Genomic DNA, 16,192 nt, shown 5'->3' on the forward strand with positions numbered 1-16,192 from the left:
TGGGCCCATGCGCCCGGGGGCCCCGGTGGGCGGCCGCACCGGCGGCTGCCCCCGGAAGGCGTGGAGATTAGTCGCGGGTCAGGCGGCGGTGGGTGACGCGGTGCGGGCGGGCCGCATCGGCGCCCAGGCGCTCCACCTTGTTCTCCTCGTAGGAGTCGAAGTTGCCCTCGAACCAGTGCCAGTTGGCCGGGTTCTCGTCGGTGCCTTCGTAGGCCAGGATGTGGGTGGCAATCCGGTCCAGGAACCAACGGTCGTGCGAGACCACCACGGCGCAGCCGGGGAATTCCAGCAGCGCGTTTTCCAGGCTGCTGAGGGTTTCCACGTCAAGGTCGTTGGTGGGCTCATCGAGCAGCAGGAGGTTTCCACCCTGCTTCAGGGTCAGCGCCAGGTTCAGGCGGTTGCGCTCACCACCGGAGAGCACCCCGGCCTTCTTCTGCTGGTCCGGGCCCTTGAAGCCGAAGGCGGCCACGTAGGCACGGGACGGCATTTCAACCTGGCCCACCTGGATGAAGTCCAGGCCGTCGGAAACGACTTCCCACAGGGTCTTGTCGGGGTCGATGCCGCCGCGGCTCTGGTCGGCGTAGGAGATCTTGACCGATTCGCCCACCTTGAGCTTGCCGCCGTCGAGCTCCTCCAGACCAACAATGGTTTTGAAGAGGGTGGACTTGCCCACGCCGTTCGGGCCAATGACGCCCACAATGCCGTTGCGGGGCAGGGTGAAGGTCAGCCCGTCGATCAGGATGCGGTCGCCAAAGCCCTTCTTCAGGTTTTCGGCTTCCAGCACAATGCCGCCCAGGCGCGGGCCCGGCGGGATCTGGATCTCTTCAAAGTCGAGCTTGCGCGTGCGGTCGGCCTCGGCGGCCATTTCCTCGTAGCGGGCCAGACGGGCCTTGGACTTGGTCTGGCGGCCCTTGGCGTTCGAGCGGACCCACTCGAGTTCCTCGGTGAGGCGCTTGGCCTGCTTGGCGTCCTTCTTGCCCTGGACCTCCAAACGGGCGCGCTTCTTCTCCAGGTAGGTGGAGTAGTTGCCTTCGTACGGGTACAGGTGGCCGCGGTCGACTTCGGCAATCCACTCGGCCACGTGGTCCAGGAAGTAACGGTCGTGGGTCACGGCCAAAACGGCGCCTGCGTAGTTCTTCAGGTGCTGTTCCAGCCAGTTCACGGACTCGGCGTCCAAGTGGTTGGTGGGCTCGTCGAGCAGCAGCAGGTCGGGCTTTTGCAGCAGCAGCTTGCACAGGGCAACGCGGCGGCGCTCACCACCGGAGAGGACGGTGACGTCGGAGTCGCCCGGCGGGCACTGGAGTGCGTCCATGGCCTGCTCCAGCTGGGAGTCGATGTCCCAGGCGTCGGCGGCGTCAATGGCTTCCTGCAGCTTGCCCATTTCCTCGAGCAGGGTGTCGAAGTCGGCGTCGGGGCTGGCCATCTCTTCGGAGATCTCGTTGTAGCGGGTGATCTTTGCGTAGATCTCGCCCACGCCCTCCTGGACATTGCCCAGAACGGTCTTTTCCTCGTTCAGCGGCGGCTCCTGCAGCAGGATGCCCACCGTGTAGCCGGGGCTCAGGCGGGCATCACCGTTGGAGGGTGTGTCCAAGCCGGCCATGATCTTCAAAATGGTGGACTTTCCGGCACCATTGGGACCCACGACGCCGATCTTGGCGCCCGGGTAGAACGACATGCTTACGTTGTCGAGGATGAGTTTGTCGCCAACAGCCTTGCGGGCGTTGGACATTGTATAAATAAATTCCGCCATGCCCTCAAGGTTAGTGGGTGCAGGGCCAGAACTCACATTTGCCGCACCCGGGCATTACGGCAGGGGAAGGACTTCCCCCACGAAGCAGCGGCCGGAGGCCAGTGCGGGAAGAACCGTGACGGCCACATTGCCTTCACGGACCTGGCCCACCACACACTCCTCGGCGACCAAGGTGGCTGCCTCAATGGCATCGACGGCAAGGCCGGTGGGGGTGATGTCAATGGACACCTCGGTCTTTTCCTTGACTGCGCCGGCGGTGAGCATGGCATTGAGCATTTGGGCGCGGTTCGGGGTTTTGGTGGTCTGCGCCAAAGTGCCCAGTGTTCCCTCAAGCTTTTTGCCCAGCTCCCCTGCGGCGGTCAGCGGCTGCGCCGGCTCCTGGGGCGCCGCGCCCTCCGCAGCTGCGGCGTCCGGGGCTGCGGCGTCCGGGGCCGCCGGCGCTTCCGCGGCAGCGGAGGTGGCAGCAGGTGCCTGCTCACCCGCGGATCCGTCATTGGGCAACAGCGAACAGCCGCCCAGGCCCAGTGCCGCGGCAACAACGAGGGAGGCCGCAACCCCGCGCAGGCCCGTGCGTCGGGAATGTGGTTTCCGGCGGGGCGTCATTTCATCCAAAGTCACCCCGCCATTGTGCCATGGGCCACTGGCACGGTTCAGTAGGGTGGCGGTGTGGCGTCCAACAGCTCGCCCGTGCTTCGATTGACGTTCATTTCCCCCTCCGCCTCGAGCCCATCCCCATCGGCATCCGCTTCGTCCACTTCGGGTTCCGCGACGTCCAGTTCACCTTCCCCCGCGGTTGGGGAGCTGCCGCCCGTGGTGGGCGTCGGAGCCTCCGTTCCGGCCCACACGCCGGCTGCGGCTCCTGCTGCTGGATCTGTGGCACCTGCGGAGTCCATGGCGGACGTTGTGGTGCCATGTGAGGTGCCGTTGGCCGCTCCCGTGCGGCCGGCGCCGCGGTGGTAGGTGCAGGTGCCGAACTTGAGGTCGTTGGCCACCGTCTCGGCGTCGATCTCCACCCCCATGCCCGGGGAGCCGTCCGGTTTGAGCCAGGTCTTGATCCGGAGCCGGCCAATGACAATGATCCGGTCCCCCTTTTTGACGCTGGCGGCCACGTTGTGGGCCAGGGCGCGGAACATGTTCACCCGGTACCAGTTGGTTTCCCCGTCAACCCAAAGCCGGGTGATGGGGTCCTGCATCCTGTGGGTGGAACCCATCCGGAACTTTCCCACCACCAGTCCGGATTCCTTGGTGTCCAGTTCAACGTCGGAGGAGGCAAAACCTTGGATGGTCACATAGTTAGACATGGGCGTCCCTTTCACAAGTTCCTGGAAATGCTGAACAACAGCTGCTTCCAGAAAACGCGTGATCCGGACTGTCCGCCAGAGTGTGGTGCCATCCTGTCAACAGCCACCCTGCCAGCCACGGCTGTGGAGGAATGGGTGGGCGGAAATGCCGGACACGGGACTGCCCGCCGCACCCAAGGGGTGCAGCGGGCAGAATTGGCGGCTGCAGCCTGGCGGCAGGCAACTCAGGCGGAAACGCCGTGTGCGGGTGCGGCTACGCCGTTACATCCTGGCGTCCCGGCGACAGCTGCAGGCGGACCTGCTGCTTCACCGCCCCCAGGGCATAGTGGTCCAGGATGCCGGGACCGCAGGAGGCGGTACCCACACCGGAGGAGGCAAGGATGAGGCTCAAGTGCCGGTCCGTGCCCACCTCCAATTCAAAGCCGTGAGTGGCCTGGGCCAGTTCCTCCGTGGACCAGGGGCGCAGCGCCAAGGACACGGGCCGGGAGGCCCGCAGTTCCACGGCGCGCCCCTGCGCGGAACTCATCCGGGCCCATTCCACCCCGGCACGTGCGCCGTTTTCCTGGGGGTAGACGTAGGGCGTGGTGAGCTGTTGCAAACCGGCCTGGTGGCGCCCAAAGGTGTTGCCCTGGCCGGTGTCGGGGTAGCCCTCCCCCGGCCCCAGCCCCAGCCAGTCGAGCTGGCAGTAGTCGTCCACCAGTGCCACGTCCAGACCAATCTGGGGCAGGTGCTCCGGCGGTTCGCCCGTGAAGTCCTGGGTGATGTCCAGCTCCAACCCGCCTGTGGCCCCGCCCGTGGCGGGCAGGGGCGTTCCCGCAATCCGGGTCACGAGGGACCATTCCAGGCCCGGGGGCGTGGAATGGATGGTGATTCCTTCAGGGCCGTTCTCGTGCCGGTGCGTCAACTGGTCCAGCCCCGCCTTGCGCCAGAAGTCGTCCCGCGGCTGCCAGGAAAAGCTCCTGTCATTGTCAATGGGCGCCCGCCACAGGCGGGGCGACAGCGAATGGACGCCCCACAGCGACTCCAGCCCACGTTCCAGCTCCGCCCCGGAAAGGAGGGCAGATCCGGCGGTGGCCAGAGCACCGTCCGCTGCCAAGGCATGGTCCGCTGGCCGGGCCACAATGGCGGCGTTCCGGGTTACTTCAAGGCCCGCACCGGAAAGGATGCGCACATGCACGCTGGCAATGGCCGGCCCCGGGGCCACCGCAGCCAGCACCCCGGCGGGAACAGCGAGTTCCATGGATTCCCCCGCCGGCAGGGGCGGCAGCTGTTCCTGCACCTGGAAGACGCACTCGCCGTCCAGTTCGGCACGCCACGCGATGGTGAACTCGGCCAGGTCCAGGACCTCGTGCCGGTTGTGCACGCCAATGCTGCCGTCCTTGACATTGGCAAGGTCCACGCGGATGGGGGAAAAGACCGCCTTCACGTCGGCGAGCGCCGGCGACGGCGTCCGGTCCGGAAGGAGCAGGCCGTCGGCCACGAAGTTCCCGTCATGGAGTTCCTCGCCAAAATCCCCGCCATAGAGCCAGCGCCCGTCGCCGGGGTCAATGCACATGTCAATCCACTCCCACACAAAGCCGCCTTGCAGGCGCGGGTAGGTGGCAAACAGCTCGTCATATTCGCTGAGCCCGCCGGGGCCCAGGCCCATGGCGTGGACATACTCCACCAGTACAAAGGGCAGCGTGCGGCGGTGTTCGTCCGCGGCGGCGTCGGCATGGGGTTCCTCGCGGTATTCGCCGAGGGCACGCACCTTCTCATGCGGGGTGTACATGAGCGAGTAGACATCCACGTGCCGGGAGGACTTGTCGCCCTCGTAGATGCGCAGGCGGGAGGGATCGCGCCGCCCCACCCATTCGAGCATGGCGTCCACGGCTGGTCCGGCGCCGGATTCGTTTCCAGGTGACCACAGGATGATGCTGGGGTGGTTCTTGTCCCGCTCCACCATGCGCTGCATGCGCTGGCGCAGCGGCTCCACCCACTCGGGCTGCAGCACGGGGTTTTCCGGGGTGGAGGTGAACTCGTCAATAAGGTAGCCGTGGGTTTCCAGGTCGCACTCGTCAATGACGTACAGGCCCGCGGCGTCGCACAGGCCAAGGAAGTGCGGGTGCGGCGGGTAGTGGGCAGTCCGGACGGCGTTGAAGTTGTTGGCCTTCATGAGTTCCACGTCCGTGGCCATGACCGCGGCGCTGACGGCCCGCCCGGTGCGGGCGTCCCATTCGTGCCGGTTCACGCCGCGGAACAGCACCGGGTTTCCATTGACGGTGATCTGCCCCTGCTCCACCCGCACCCGCCGGAAGCCCAGGCGGACGGTGATGGACTCCCCCGCGGTGCGCAGCACGCCGGTGTACAGGCGGGGGCGTTCGGCGCTCCACGGCTCCACAGGGCCGCAGTCGATGCTGCTGGCGGTGCCTGCCGTGAGCTCGGCTTCAAGGCCCAGTTCCGGAAAGGACAGGACGGCGGCGGGTGCGTCAACTTCCGCCGTGACCGTGCCCAGCCCGGTGGCCGGTTCAAAGTCGGCGTTGAGCCAGAAGTCGCGGATGCTGTCGGCGGGGCGGTGCAGCAGCGTCACGGAGCGGAAGATTCCGCTCAGCCACCACATGTCCTGGTCCTCCACATAGGTGCCGGCGGACCACTGGTGCACGCGCACCACCAGTTCCTGCCCGCCGTCGGACAACAGATCGGTGACGTCAAACTCCACGGGCAGCCGGGAGCCGGTGCTGACGCCGAGTTCGTGCCCGTTCAAGGTGATGCGGGCGCAGGAATCCACGCCGTCAAAGCGCAGCAGCACCCGCCCGCCGTCCCAGCCGGCAGGGACCGCAAAGCTGCGGCGGTACTCCCCCGTGGGGTTGTCCTCCGGAACGTGGGGGCTGTTCAACGCAAAGGGATAGCGGACATTTGTGTACTGCGGCTGGCCATGGCCCTGCAGCTGCCAATGGCCGGGGACCGTGATGGCGTCCGGGACGAAGTCGCCCAGGTCGCTGCCGTCGGCGCGGCGGCCGTAGCGGAAGTCCCAGCGGCCGTCCAGGCTCAGGGCTCCGGCGTCGGTGTCGTCCACGGCCACCCAGCTGCGGGGCGGCTCCACGCCGGTGGGGACCAGGGTGGCTTCCCAGTACGGCGCGCTCATGCCGCACCGTCCGCGGCCGGCGCGTCAATGGTGATGGCCAGCGTGAAGGCGTGCCGGGCGTCAAAGCCGGGCAGGTGGACCACGGCGCCGGTGCTGCTGGGGCTCCATTGCAGGGGCACGTCGTGGCCCAAAATGTGGATTGCGCCGATGGGCAGCGTGGTGGTGATGGCCAGTTCCTGGGGTGCGACGGCGGTCCTGTCACCCAGGAGGGCAATGGCATGCAGCGTGGTGGCGTTGCGGGTGTACCGCCAGTCCAGCCCCGCCGCGCCCGTGACGGCCAGCGCCTCCCCGCCGGGTTCCATGCCGTAGATGGCCGTGCCGTTGACGTCCATCCAGGCGCCCACCTCGGCCAGGCCGGTGAGGATGTGTTTGGACATGGCGCCGGTGGCGTCCGGGCCAATGCCCAGCAGGTAGTTCCCGCCGCGGCTCACAATGGAGGCCAGGGTGGCAATGATCTGGTGGGTAGGGCGGACGGGCTCGTCCACCTGCATGCTGCACCATGACGGCGTCATGGTGATGCAGGACTCCCAGGGGTAGTCCAGGGTGTGGTCGGGCATTTCCTGCTCGGGCGTGCGGTAGTTCTCGTTGATGCCGTGCACTTCCCGGTCCACCACCAGGATGGAGGGCTGCCGGCGTCGGGCATTGGCGGCAATTTCATCCATGCGGATGGGCTCGGCGGGTTCGGCCACCCAGCCTGCGTCAAGCCACAGCACGTTGACCTCGCCGTAGTTGGTGAGCAGCTCGTCAATCTGCCGGTGGGTGAAGTCCACAAACTTTTCCCAGCGTTCGGGTTCCTCCGCAATGGAGTAGTTGTGGAAGCGGTCGGTGATGGGACGGGATTCGTCCCAGTAGCCGGGGTGGGCCCAGTCCGCCTTGGAGAAGTACACGCCCGTTTCCAGGCCCTCGGCACGGAAGGCGTCAAAGGTTTCCCGCAGCACGTCCCGCTGCAGCGGCACTTCCGGGGCGGTGGCCTTGTAGTTGGACTCCGCGGTGTCGTACATGGCAAAGCCGTCGTGGTGCTTGCTGGTGAAGACCAGGTACTTCATGCCGGCATCCGCGCAGGCCTTTGCCCACTGGGCCGGGTCGTAGTCGTGGCCGGTGAAGTTGCGGCGCAGCTCCCGGTAGAAAGCGGGGTACTCCTCGTCCGTGCCCTGCCAGCTGGCCGGCGGGTCCATGAAGTCGCCGGCGTCTTCGCGGCACAGGGACCAGCTGCCGGCCTGGTTGATGGTGCTGTACAGGCCCCAGTGCATGATGACGCCGAATTTCAGGCCCCGCCAGTGCTCCAGGGCGGCCAGGGTGGCCGGGTCCTGCGGCAGCTGGTACCCGGGGTCCGGGGCACCGGCCACGGCACCTGCCGCGGCCAAATTGTCAGGGGTAAACATGTCTGTATCAATTGCGCCCATTAGAGCTTCACACCGCCGGATTCCATGCCTTTGAAGAAGTATTTTTGACAGATAAAGAACAGGATGGCCACGGGCACAAAGGCCGCAACCGCCCCGGCCAGGACCACGCGGTAGTCCAGGCCAAAGTTGCCCTGGAGCTGGGACAGGCCCAGCATGAGGGTCAGGTTTTCATCGCTGCGCAGGATCAGCAGCGGCCAGAGGAAGTCGTCCCAGACGGTGATGAAGGTGGTGATGACCACCACCGTGAGCACGCCGCGGGTGGCGGGCAGGAAGATCTGCCAGAAGCGGCGGAACTCCCCCGCGCCGTCCATGAGCGCGGCGTCCTCAATTTCGGAGGGCACGGCCATGAAGGCCGCCCGCATGAGCAGCACGTTCAGCACCGCCACCATGCCGGGCACCCAGACGCCGGCCAGGGTGTCCGTCAAGCCAATGCCGCGCACCTGCGCAAAGAGGGAGACCATGATGGATTCAAAGGGAAAGATCATGGCGCTGATGAGCAGCAGATACACGGTCTTGCGGCCACGCCAGCCCTGGCGCGAGAGCATGTAGCCGGCCAGTGAGGCAAAGATGACGTTGGAGCCGACGGCGAGCACGGCCACCATGAGGCTGTTGCCCATGTAGGCAAAGATGGGAATGCGGTCCAGCAGCTCCCGGAACGCATCCAGGGACCAGTTTTGGGGCAGCACCGTGGCGTTGGGGCCAAACAGGTCCTCACCGGGGGCCTTGAAGGCGGCCAGCAGCGGGACCACCAGGGGGCCCACCAAAAGGACCAAGGCCAGCACCAGGGTCAGGTAGCGGCCCGCCGTGCCCAGCGCCGCGCGGCGGGTGGGGCGGCGGCGGTTCGGTTGCACCGGCGCCGGACCTGCCGCGGCCAATGGTGCCAGGGGCAGGTGGTCCTGGACTGTACTCATGATTCCTCGCTCTTGGCTGAGAGTTTTTGGCTAAGCAGGATGAACCCGAAGGTCAACAGGAAGAGCGCCACGCTGGCCGCGCCGCCCACTCCCAGGTTTCCGGCCAACGGGTCCAGGCCCACGGAACGGATGTAGAACGGCAGCGTGGCGGACAGCCCGCCTGGGCCGCCCTTGTCGCCGCCCAGGACGTAGATTTCAGTGAAGACGCGCAGGGCGCCAATGGCGGAGAGCACGCCCACCAAATACATCATGACGCGCACACCCGGCAGGGTGATGTGCCAGAAGCGGCGCAGCGCCCCGGCGCCGTCGGTCTGGGCGGCCTCATGCAGGGCCGGCTCCACGTTGGCCAGGGCAGCCATGTACAAAACCATGTAGTAGCCAAGACCCTTCCACAGGGTCAGCACCATGGCGGAGAAGAGGATGAGCCAGCGGTCCGACAGGAAGGGCAGGGCCTCCTGGACCACGCGCAGCTGGGTCAGGATGGTGTTGATCTGGCCGTCGCTGGCCAGCAGCATCTGCCAGGCCAGGCCCACCACCACGGTGGAGCACACGGCCGGAAGGTAGTAGGCCGAGCGGAAGAAGCCAATGCCGCGGACCTGCTTGCTGACCAGCACGGCCAGCAGCAGGGGCAGCAGCATCATGAGCGGCACCACGCAGACAAGGTAGAGCAGGCTGTTGGCGGTGCTTTGCCAGAAGGCGGAGTCCGTCAGGAGGGTGGCGTAGTTGTCCCACCCCACGAAACGCACCGCGCCGCCCATGGGCTTGGCGTTGGTGAAGGACAGCAGGATGGTGTTCAGGAACGGGTAGATTCCAAAGGTCACCACCGCCACCACGGCCGGGGCCACCCACAGCAGGGGAACCCACCAGCGGCGGTACAGGGCCGCGCCGCCGGCCCGGGCCGCGTCGCCTGCGCGCGGCCGCCTTTTTCTGGCGGCGGCCTTGCCGGAATTCCCGCCGTCCCGGGGTGTTGCGCCGGCGGCGGGACCACCTGGTGCGGTGGTCAATGCGTTGCTCATGTCTGCTCCATTAGCTGTACAGCTGGGTGTTTATGTGGGCACCATGTGCCGCTGCAGGCAGGTTTTTGCCTGCCCGCAGCGGCACCTTGGGGTGGGTGCCTAGTCGGCGTTTGCTGCGCTGAGCAGCTTGTTGGCGTTCTCCTGGCCGGTCTTGAGCGCCTCGGCGGGATCCTTCTCGCCAATGATGGCCAGCTGGAGTTCCTTCAGCACGGCGTCGCCCACGGCGCCGTTCAAGTAGTCAGCTGCTGCGTAGGGCTCGGCGTTCTTGGCTTCCTCGGCTGCCGTGGCGCGGGCGGCGGAGAAGGGGTCGGAGCTGTCCGTTGCGGTGAAGAAGGGATCCTCCAGGGCCTCGGCGGCACTGGGGAAAACCACTACATTGGGATCCATGGCCCAGGCCAGCTGGCTTTCGGAGCTGGTGACGAACTCGGCGAACGCGGCGGCGGCAGGCAGGTTCTTGGTGCTCTTGGGCACGGTGATGTACTGGGCGTTGAACATGGAGGGCACGCCCTCATTCCGCAGGCCCTTGGAGACGCCGGTCTGCGGGTAGATGGTGGGGGCGTTCTTCTTCACGTTGCGCAGGAAGCTGGCATTGGTGGAGCCGAAGGCCAGCTTGCCCTGGTTGAACGACTGGCTGGGATCGGGATCGCTCGTGACGGAATCCTTGGGGATGCCGCCGGCGGCGTAGACCTCGGCCATGCCGGTGAGCCACTCAATGGCTGCAGCGTCCTCGGCGAAGGTGAAGGCCGTCTTGTCCTCATTCATGGCCTTGACTTCCATGCCGTGCCACTGGTCCACGTAGGTCCAGTCAATGGCGCCCCAGAATGCTGAGGCGTCGCCACCGGAGGCGCCAATCTTTTTGCCGGCCTCAAACAGTTCCTCCATGGTGGCCGGCGGGTTCTCCGGATCAAGGCCGGCGTCTTCCAGGATGGTCTTGTTGAAGGTGGTGATGGACGGGCCCCAGTACCAGGGAAGGGCCGTGTGTCCGCCGTCCTTGCTGAACTCGATGGACTCCCAGATGGAGGGGACGTAGGTTTCCCCAATGCCGGGGATCTTGGCATCGAAGTTGATGAGTTCGTCGGCGTTGGTCAGGCCCACAATGGTGGAGCTGGGGGCGTTGATGACATCCGGAAGGGTGCAGCTTTGGGCGTCCGTCAGCATCTTGGAGTCGAAGTCCGCGCCGCCGGGCAGGTCCGTCCACTTGACCTTGACGCCCGGGTTCTCGGCCTCGAAGTCGGCAATGAGCGGCTCGAAGAAGCTGGCAAAGTCGGCCTTAAGCCCCTGCGTCTGGAAGGTAATGTCACCGGTGACCTCACCGGAAACGGCGCTGGAATCGGCATTGCTGGCCGGGGCGCCACATTTGCCGCCGTCTGCGGAGTCGGATGCGGAATTGGTGATGCCGCAGGCCGTGGAGGACAGCAGCAGCGCCGCCGTCCCCACCAGTCCGAAGGTGCGGAAAATGGTTGATTTCATGGTTACTCCAGTTGGAAACGGGCATGCGTCATTGCGGCGCGTGCAACAGATGTTTTTTGGTGCAACGGACTCCCGGCGGGAGCCCGGTCGTAACGTGTGGAAAAGTCTTTAGAGCGTCATGCGTAACACTGGGTGAAGGCGCGTTCGCGCTGGGTTTCCAAGGCCAGTGCCATGGCACCGGCGCAGATGGCGTTGTCCCGCACCATGGTGCTTCGGACGGAGACGGGCGAGGGGATGCTGGAGGACTGGATGCGCTGCTGCACCTTGTCCACCAAAGCCTGACCGCCCACAATGCCTACAGGTCCGGCCAAAATCAAGTACTCCGGATCCACCACCAGCCCCACAATGGACAGCAACATGGCGATCCGTTCGCTGACGGCCTCCACGTACCCGGTGGCGGTGCCCGCCATGGCCTCCGCCAGGCAGTCCTGCACGGTTTCCCCGGCCAGGCCGTGCTCACGGGCCAGCTGGACCAGGGCGTTGCCGCCTAGGAACGCCTGCAGGCCGGTGGAGTATTCGCCGTGGCCGGCAATGGGCGCCAGGTCCGACGGCGTGCGCGGCATGTAGCCGAGCTCGCCGGCCGCACCGTGCGCACCGCGGTACAGCTCCCCACCAATCATGATGGAGGCACCAATCCCCTGCCCGAGGGCGATGAGGACAAAGTGGTGCAGGTGCGGGTTGGCGTCGTGTTCGGCCACCGCACGCAGATCCACTTCATTGATGCAGGCAAAGGCGCCGGGAACGTACCTGGTCCATTCCTCCTCCACGTTCAACGTCCAGGAGGGAAGGTCCCAGGAGCTGACTTCCATGGTCTTTGGATTGACGGCGCCGGGAACACCCATGACGGTGGATCCGATGCTGTCCAGTTTCACTTTGGCTGCGGCACATGCATCCCCCACGACGCCGGCCACATCCTGAACCGTGGGCTCCGCCTGGATGGCAGCTTCCGTGGAGCCCAGCTTTTTGCCCGTGATGGTGTAGATCTCCACACGGACCGATTCAGGGGTCAAGGCAACGGCGGCAACATTGCCCAGGGTGGGCACCAGACGGAACAGTTCCGCACTGGGCCCCGGCCGGCTGGCAGCACTGACGCCGGCGTTTTCAATGAGCCCGGCGGCCAGCAGCCTGCCCAGGACATCCAAGACCGCAGGCTTGCTCAAGCCCGTCTTCTTCCCCACGTCCGGTTTGCTGAGCAGCTTGCCCCCAACAAACAAATCGTAGACAAGACGGTCATTGATGGTCCTAATGAGCGTGCTGTCGGCCTTGTTAGCCATTTGTAATCTCCATCACCTTGATTGATAGGTAATCTACCTATCAATCTTCCTGCGGTCAAGGTGGAATGAAAATCTATCGATTGGAGTTTTCCGAGTGGTGCTGCGGAGGTGATTCAGGGGTGCTCCCAGGTCTTTTTTTGCGGCGTGATCGGTACAGTTTTCTATTCTTGCTAGTGGCGGCCGCCTCGATGGAGTGCGGACTGGCCGCCGAGTTGGGTAGAGTAGTTGCCGGACTGCGCCGCAGCCTTTGACCCGCGTTTATGCGTGGTTCACGGGCGCTTGGCCTGGCCCAATGCCTCGGTAGCTCAGCGGATAGAGCAGGAGCCTTCTAATCTCTTGGTCGTGGGTTCAATTCCCGCCCGGGGCACCAATGTGATGTGTCGAGACATCGTTGACAGATGTGTCGGGACATACTTGACAGAAGCTCTCTCCTTCGGGAGGGGGCTTCTGTTATTTTTTGGGTGGGTAGTTTTTGCTGGGGTCGATGGTGTGTTCTGCGAGGAGTTCTCCGGTAGTGACGTCGGCGATCATGACTTCGGGGCCGGCGAGGAGGATTATGACGTGTTTTGCTTTGTGGGCACGCCCGATGGCCAGGTGCCGCATGGCGCTTTCGTAGCGGAGGCTGACCGTGCCCACGTCGTCGATTTTGTCGTAGCGTACCCGCCAATGTTGTTCACTCGAGGTCACCGGTGCGGCTTTGGGCAGCGAGGTGTAGACCTCGGCCGGTGTTTTGCGGTCCAGGGCCCGGTGCGGGCGTTCCTGGTTGTAGATGTGTTGGAAGCGTGCGAGCTGCCGGTCAAGGTCATCGATGGTCTCCGCGGCGGGCTGGAGTGCGAGCCATTTCTTCAATGTTTGGCGGAACCGCTCAATTTTCCCCTGGGTCTGCCGGTGGTACGGGGACCCGCTCTTTTGGATGACCCCCAACCTCTTGAGCAGGTACTCGAAGGCGTTCGGCCCCCGCCCGCACTAAGGCAAGACAAGTCATATATACCAAGGAATTTTTCGGTTAATGCACCATCCCTCACGATAGATTGGTGCAACACGGCGGAGGGCAGCCTTCCGCGGGAGGGAGTGCACCATGTTTACTGTGGCTCTGATTTTTGCCGGATTGTCGGCCTTGGTCCATGTCTATATTTTTGTGCTTGAATCTTTGCTCTGGACGGCCCCCGCCACCCGCAAGTCATTTGGCACAACTGAGACCCAAGCGGCGGCTACGAAGGAAATGGCCTTCAACCAGGGTTTCTACAACCTGTTTCTTGCCCTCGTGGCCGGGGCCGGCATCTGGGCGGTTGCAACCGGCAACGAAGGTGTAGGCAGCGCACTGCTTTTTGCTGGCTGCGGGTCGATGGTCCTGGCAGGGCTGGTCCTGCTCATTTCCTCACCCAGCAAGGCAAAAGCTGCGGTGATACAGCTTTCCATGCCGCTGATCGCCGTCGTGTTGGCCGCGGTGGCCGTGTTCGCGCAATAGATTTTGAAACAGTGGAACAACCCTTCATTCAAGCTGCCAGCCTGCTCCTTTCACTGTCCAAAGGGGGTTTGATCGGCCGGATCAGGTCCAACAACGCCTTGCCCGGGGTCCGTTCGGAATGGAAGACTACCCGTGGAAGCCAACGAAAGGAGCTCAAGATGTCAGATTTGTCAGCCAAGAAGGTTCTTGCAGTGGTCACCAACCGCGGCGTCGAGCAGGACGAGCTGAAGGACCCGGTCCAGAAGCTTCGGGACGCTGGAGCCGAAGTAACCATCGCCGCCCCGGAAACTGGCCAAGTGCAGACCCTGGTGGGCGATTGGGATCTAGGCGAGGTTTTTGCAGTGGACGCCACCCTGGCCGAGGTCAACGAGGCGGATTTTGATCTGCTACTCATTCCCGGCGGAACGCTCAACGCCGACAACCTCCGTCTGGACGAGGACGCACAACGCATTGTGAAGTCCTTCGCGGCAACGGGCCGCCCCGTGGCATCCATCTGCCATGGCCCGTGGCTGCTGGTCGAAACCGGGTTGGTGAAGAACAAAACCCTCACGTCCTACACGTCCATCAAAACCGACGTCATCAACGCCGGCGGCACATGGAAGGACGAGGAGGTCTTCCGCTGCACAGCGGAGAACTTCGTCCTGATCACCTCACGGAACCCTGGCGATCTGGACGCGTTCAACGCCGCCATTGCCCAAGAGCTTGGCGCTTAGACGCATCCTGTTCCACACTTTGAAACCCCCGTTCAGGGCCGGCCGTTATGGATGGCGGATTCCAACGCCATCCATAACGGCCGCGTAGCCCTCGCGGAACGTGGGATAGGAAAACTCAAACCCGGTCCCCCGCAGCCGGCTGTTGCGCAGGCGCTTGCCGCGTGCCTCCTGACCGGGGGAGGAGTCGGCGGCTTCAGGCACGGCCACGCCCAGGCTGCTCGCCAGGAATTCAACCACTTCGCGGCGGTCCACTGGGAGGTTGTCGACGCCGATGTACACCGTCTCGGGCCATTCCTGCATGGTGGCCAGATGCACCAGGGCCGCCGCGGCATCATCACGATGGATGCGGTTGGTGAACTCAGGCGTAGAGGGAATGCTGGCAACTCCCTGGCGCACGCGGTCAATTTCCCGGGTGCGCCCTGGCCCGTAAATTCCACTCAACCGCAGAACCGCAGCGTTGGGAATCAGCCGGAGCAATGTCTCCTCTGCCTCAAGCAGCACGGTTGCCGTGGGCGTGGAGGGCTCGGCAGGAGTGGTTTCGTCTACCCAAGATCCGTCATCAACGCTGTAGACGGCGGTTGAGGAAACGTACAGCACGCGGGGTGGCATGGCACAGTTGTTGCTGATGGCGGCGGCAACATTCCTAACGCTCTCAACGTAGGCTGCCTGATATGCCTCCGCCGTGCGTGCGTCGGGGCTCATGGCAATCACCACAATGCCGGTGTCGGCCGGAAGCGTGGGCACTTCCTCGGAAAGGTTTACTGCCTGCCCCTCAATTGCGGATGGCAGCTTTTCCGCCGACCGCCGAAGCCCCACTACCCGATGTCCCAGGGAAGCGAACCTCAACCCGGCTTCGGTTCCGAGGTCACCACAGCCGGCAATCACCACAGTCATTTCATACTCCTTGGGCTATTGATGGTTCGAACGTTTTCATCGGTGGGTTCCAGCATTGCAGACCACCCTGTGATCCTACCGAGCCATCCAGACGGAACCCTCCATGGGCTGCCGCCTCCCATCCAGTTCGCCTGCCGACCGTAGGCAAGGTGTTCGACGTCAGCGCCCTGACCGGGGTTTCGCAACGCCGGGCCCTTATGGAGAATGGGACCATGCAGAAACCCTCTGATGGACATGAAGCGGCGCCCCCAAATGTTGGGCATGCCTTTGATTTATCGTCAGCACCGGATGCGCCCTACGAGCTCTATTTGCGCTGGCTCCAGGAAGCGCTCGACGCCGGCGTGCCCGACGCCCGTGCCGCCACGCTGTCCACCGTTGACCCGGACGGCATGCCGGATGCCCGGGTGCTGACGGTCAGGGGCCTGGACGGAGACGGTGGCTTCAAGATCACCACCACCGACGATTCCGCCAAGGGCCGCCAGCTGTCCGCCAATCCACAGTGCGCCCTGACGTTCCACTGGGGTTCCCAGGACCGGGCGGTGCGCATCCGCGGCACCGCCCAACGCGCCACCCCTGCGGAATCGGCGAAGGACTTCCTGACGCGCCACCCCCAAACCCGTCTCAACGCTTTGGCGGCCCCGCAAAGTTCAATCATTCCAAGTGATGCGGCCCGGGACGAACTGACCGCACGGGCCCAGTCTGCCGTCGAACGTGGTCCGGACCTTGTTTCCCCGCAATGGGCGGTGTGGAGCATCCAGCCACAGTCCATTGAATTTTGGCAGGGCAATCCAGACCGGAACCATCAACGGCTCCGCTACCTGCGGACCGGGACCGGCTGGGACAAACAGCGCCTTTGGCCGTGACCGCA

General features: G+C 64.7%; 14 protein-coding genes and 1 tRNA gene. 4 read left to right on the forward strand and 11 right to left on the reverse strand.

The annotated features are described in order from the left end of the window. Positions 1 to 67 precede the first annotated feature (67 nt). The 9 genes from ettA to ACFUCV_RS02755 form a co-directional block, all read right to left on the reverse strand. Positions 68 to 1,750: an energy-dependent translational throttle protein EttA gene (ettA, locus tag ACFUCV_RS02715; protein WP_380811757.1), complete on the reverse strand. Its 1,683-nt coding sequence runs from the start codon at positions 1,748 to 1,750 to the stop codon at positions 68 to 70. Positions 1,751 to 1,804: 54 nt separating this feature from the next. Next, positions 1,805 to 2,368: a DUF6993 domain-containing protein gene (locus ACFUCV_RS02720; RefSeq protein ID WP_380811759.1), complete on the reverse strand. Its 564-nt coding sequence runs from the start codon at positions 2,366 to 2,368 to the stop codon at positions 1,805 to 1,807. 32 nt (positions 2,369 to 2,400) lie between these two features. After that, a complete protein-coding gene (locus ACFUCV_RS02725; protein ID WP_380811760.1) occupies positions 2,401 to 3,051 on the reverse strand; it encodes a single-stranded DNA-binding protein in 651 nt (216 codons plus the stop codon). Positions 3,052 to 3,304: 253 nt separating this feature from the next. Further along, positions 3,305 to 6,175 carry a glycoside hydrolase family 2 TIM barrel-domain containing protein gene (locus ACFUCV_RS02730; protein WP_380811761.1) on the reverse strand — a complete coding sequence of 957 codons (2,871 nt, stop codon included), beginning with the start codon at positions 6,173 to 6,175 and terminating at the stop codon, positions 3,305 to 3,307. Further along, positions 6,172 to 7,557, reverse strand: coding sequence for an alpha-L-fucosidase (locus tag ACFUCV_RS02735; RefSeq protein WP_380811762.1), 1,386 nt, complete (start codon positions 7,555 to 7,557; stop codon positions 6,172 to 6,174). The genes ACFUCV_RS02730 and ACFUCV_RS02735 overlap by 4 nt, the downstream gene beginning before the upstream one ends. Positions 7,558 to 7,577: 20 nt before the next feature. Further along, the gene (locus tag ACFUCV_RS02740; protein WP_380811763.1) at positions 7,578 to 8,489 is read right to left on the reverse strand and encodes a carbohydrate ABC transporter permease; all 912 of its coding nucleotides are present in this window, start codon (positions 8,487 to 8,489) and stop codon (positions 7,578 to 7,580) included. Then, entirely contained in the window at positions 8,486 to 9,505 is a 1,020-nt protein-coding gene (locus tag ACFUCV_RS02745; protein ID WP_380811764.1) for a carbohydrate ABC transporter permease, read from the reverse strand. Before ACFUCV_RS02745 ends, ACFUCV_RS02740 begins: the two co-directional genes overlap by 4 nt. 99 nt (positions 9,506 to 9,604) lie before the next feature. Continuing rightward, positions 9,605 to 10,975 carry an extracellular solute-binding protein gene (locus ACFUCV_RS02750; protein ID WP_380811765.1) on the reverse strand — a complete coding sequence of 457 codons (1,371 nt, stop codon included), beginning with the start codon at positions 10,973 to 10,975 and terminating at the stop codon, positions 9,605 to 9,607. A 116-nt stretch (positions 10,976 to 11,091) separates the two neighbouring features. After that, the gene (locus ACFUCV_RS02755; RefSeq protein WP_380811767.1) at positions 11,092 to 12,249 is read right to left on the reverse strand and encodes an ROK family protein; all 1,158 of its coding nucleotides are present in this window, start codon (positions 12,247 to 12,249) and stop codon (positions 11,092 to 11,094) included. 294 nt (positions 12,250 to 12,543) lie between these two features. On the opposite strand from ACFUCV_RS02755, the gene ACFUCV_RS02760 reads away from it, so the two are divergent. Continuing rightward, positions 12,544 to 12,619: transfer RNA gene (locus tag ACFUCV_RS02760), tRNA-Arg, on the forward strand. Between the two features lie 80 nt (positions 12,620 to 12,699). Here the strand turns inward: ACFUCV_RS02760 and ACFUCV_RS02765 are convergent. Then, positions 12,700 to 13,173 carry an integrase core domain-containing protein gene (locus tag ACFUCV_RS02765; RefSeq protein WP_380811769.1) on the reverse strand — a complete coding sequence of 158 codons (474 nt, stop codon included), beginning with the start codon at positions 13,171 to 13,173 and terminating at the stop codon, positions 12,700 to 12,702. A gap of 154 nt (positions 13,174 to 13,327) precedes the next feature. Here ACFUCV_RS02765 and ACFUCV_RS02770 point away from each other — a divergent pair, with 154 nt between their 5' ends. Then, entirely contained in the window at positions 13,328 to 13,717 is a 390-nt protein-coding gene (locus ACFUCV_RS02770) for a DUF1304 domain-containing protein (protein ID WP_380811772.1), read from the forward strand. A 158-nt stretch (positions 13,718 to 13,875) separates the two neighbouring features. After that, a complete protein-coding gene (locus ACFUCV_RS02775) occupies positions 13,876 to 14,430 on the forward strand; it encodes a type 1 glutamine amidotransferase domain-containing protein (RefSeq protein ID WP_380811774.1) in 555 nt (184 codons plus the stop codon). A 45-nt stretch (positions 14,431 to 14,475) separates the two neighbouring features. On the opposite strand, the gene ACFUCV_RS02780 is transcribed toward ACFUCV_RS02775, so the two are convergent. Beyond that, positions 14,476 to 15,324, reverse strand: coding sequence for an SDR family oxidoreductase (locus ACFUCV_RS02780; RefSeq protein WP_380811776.1), 849 nt, complete (start codon positions 15,322 to 15,324; stop codon positions 14,476 to 14,478). Between the two features lie 212 nt (positions 15,325 to 15,536). Between ACFUCV_RS02780 and ACFUCV_RS02785 the strand changes: the two genes are divergently transcribed. Next, positions 15,537 to 16,187 carry a pyridoxal 5'-phosphate synthase gene (locus ACFUCV_RS02785; RefSeq protein WP_380811778.1) on the forward strand — a complete coding sequence of 217 codons (651 nt, stop codon included), beginning with the start codon at positions 15,537 to 15,539 and terminating at the stop codon, positions 16,185 to 16,187. Positions 16,188 to 16,192 lie beyond the last annotated feature (5 nt).

The organism is Specibacter sp. NPDC057265 (assembly GCF_042668835.1).
GTDB lineage: Bacteria > Actinomycetota > Actinomycetes > Actinomycetales > Micrococcaceae > Specibacter.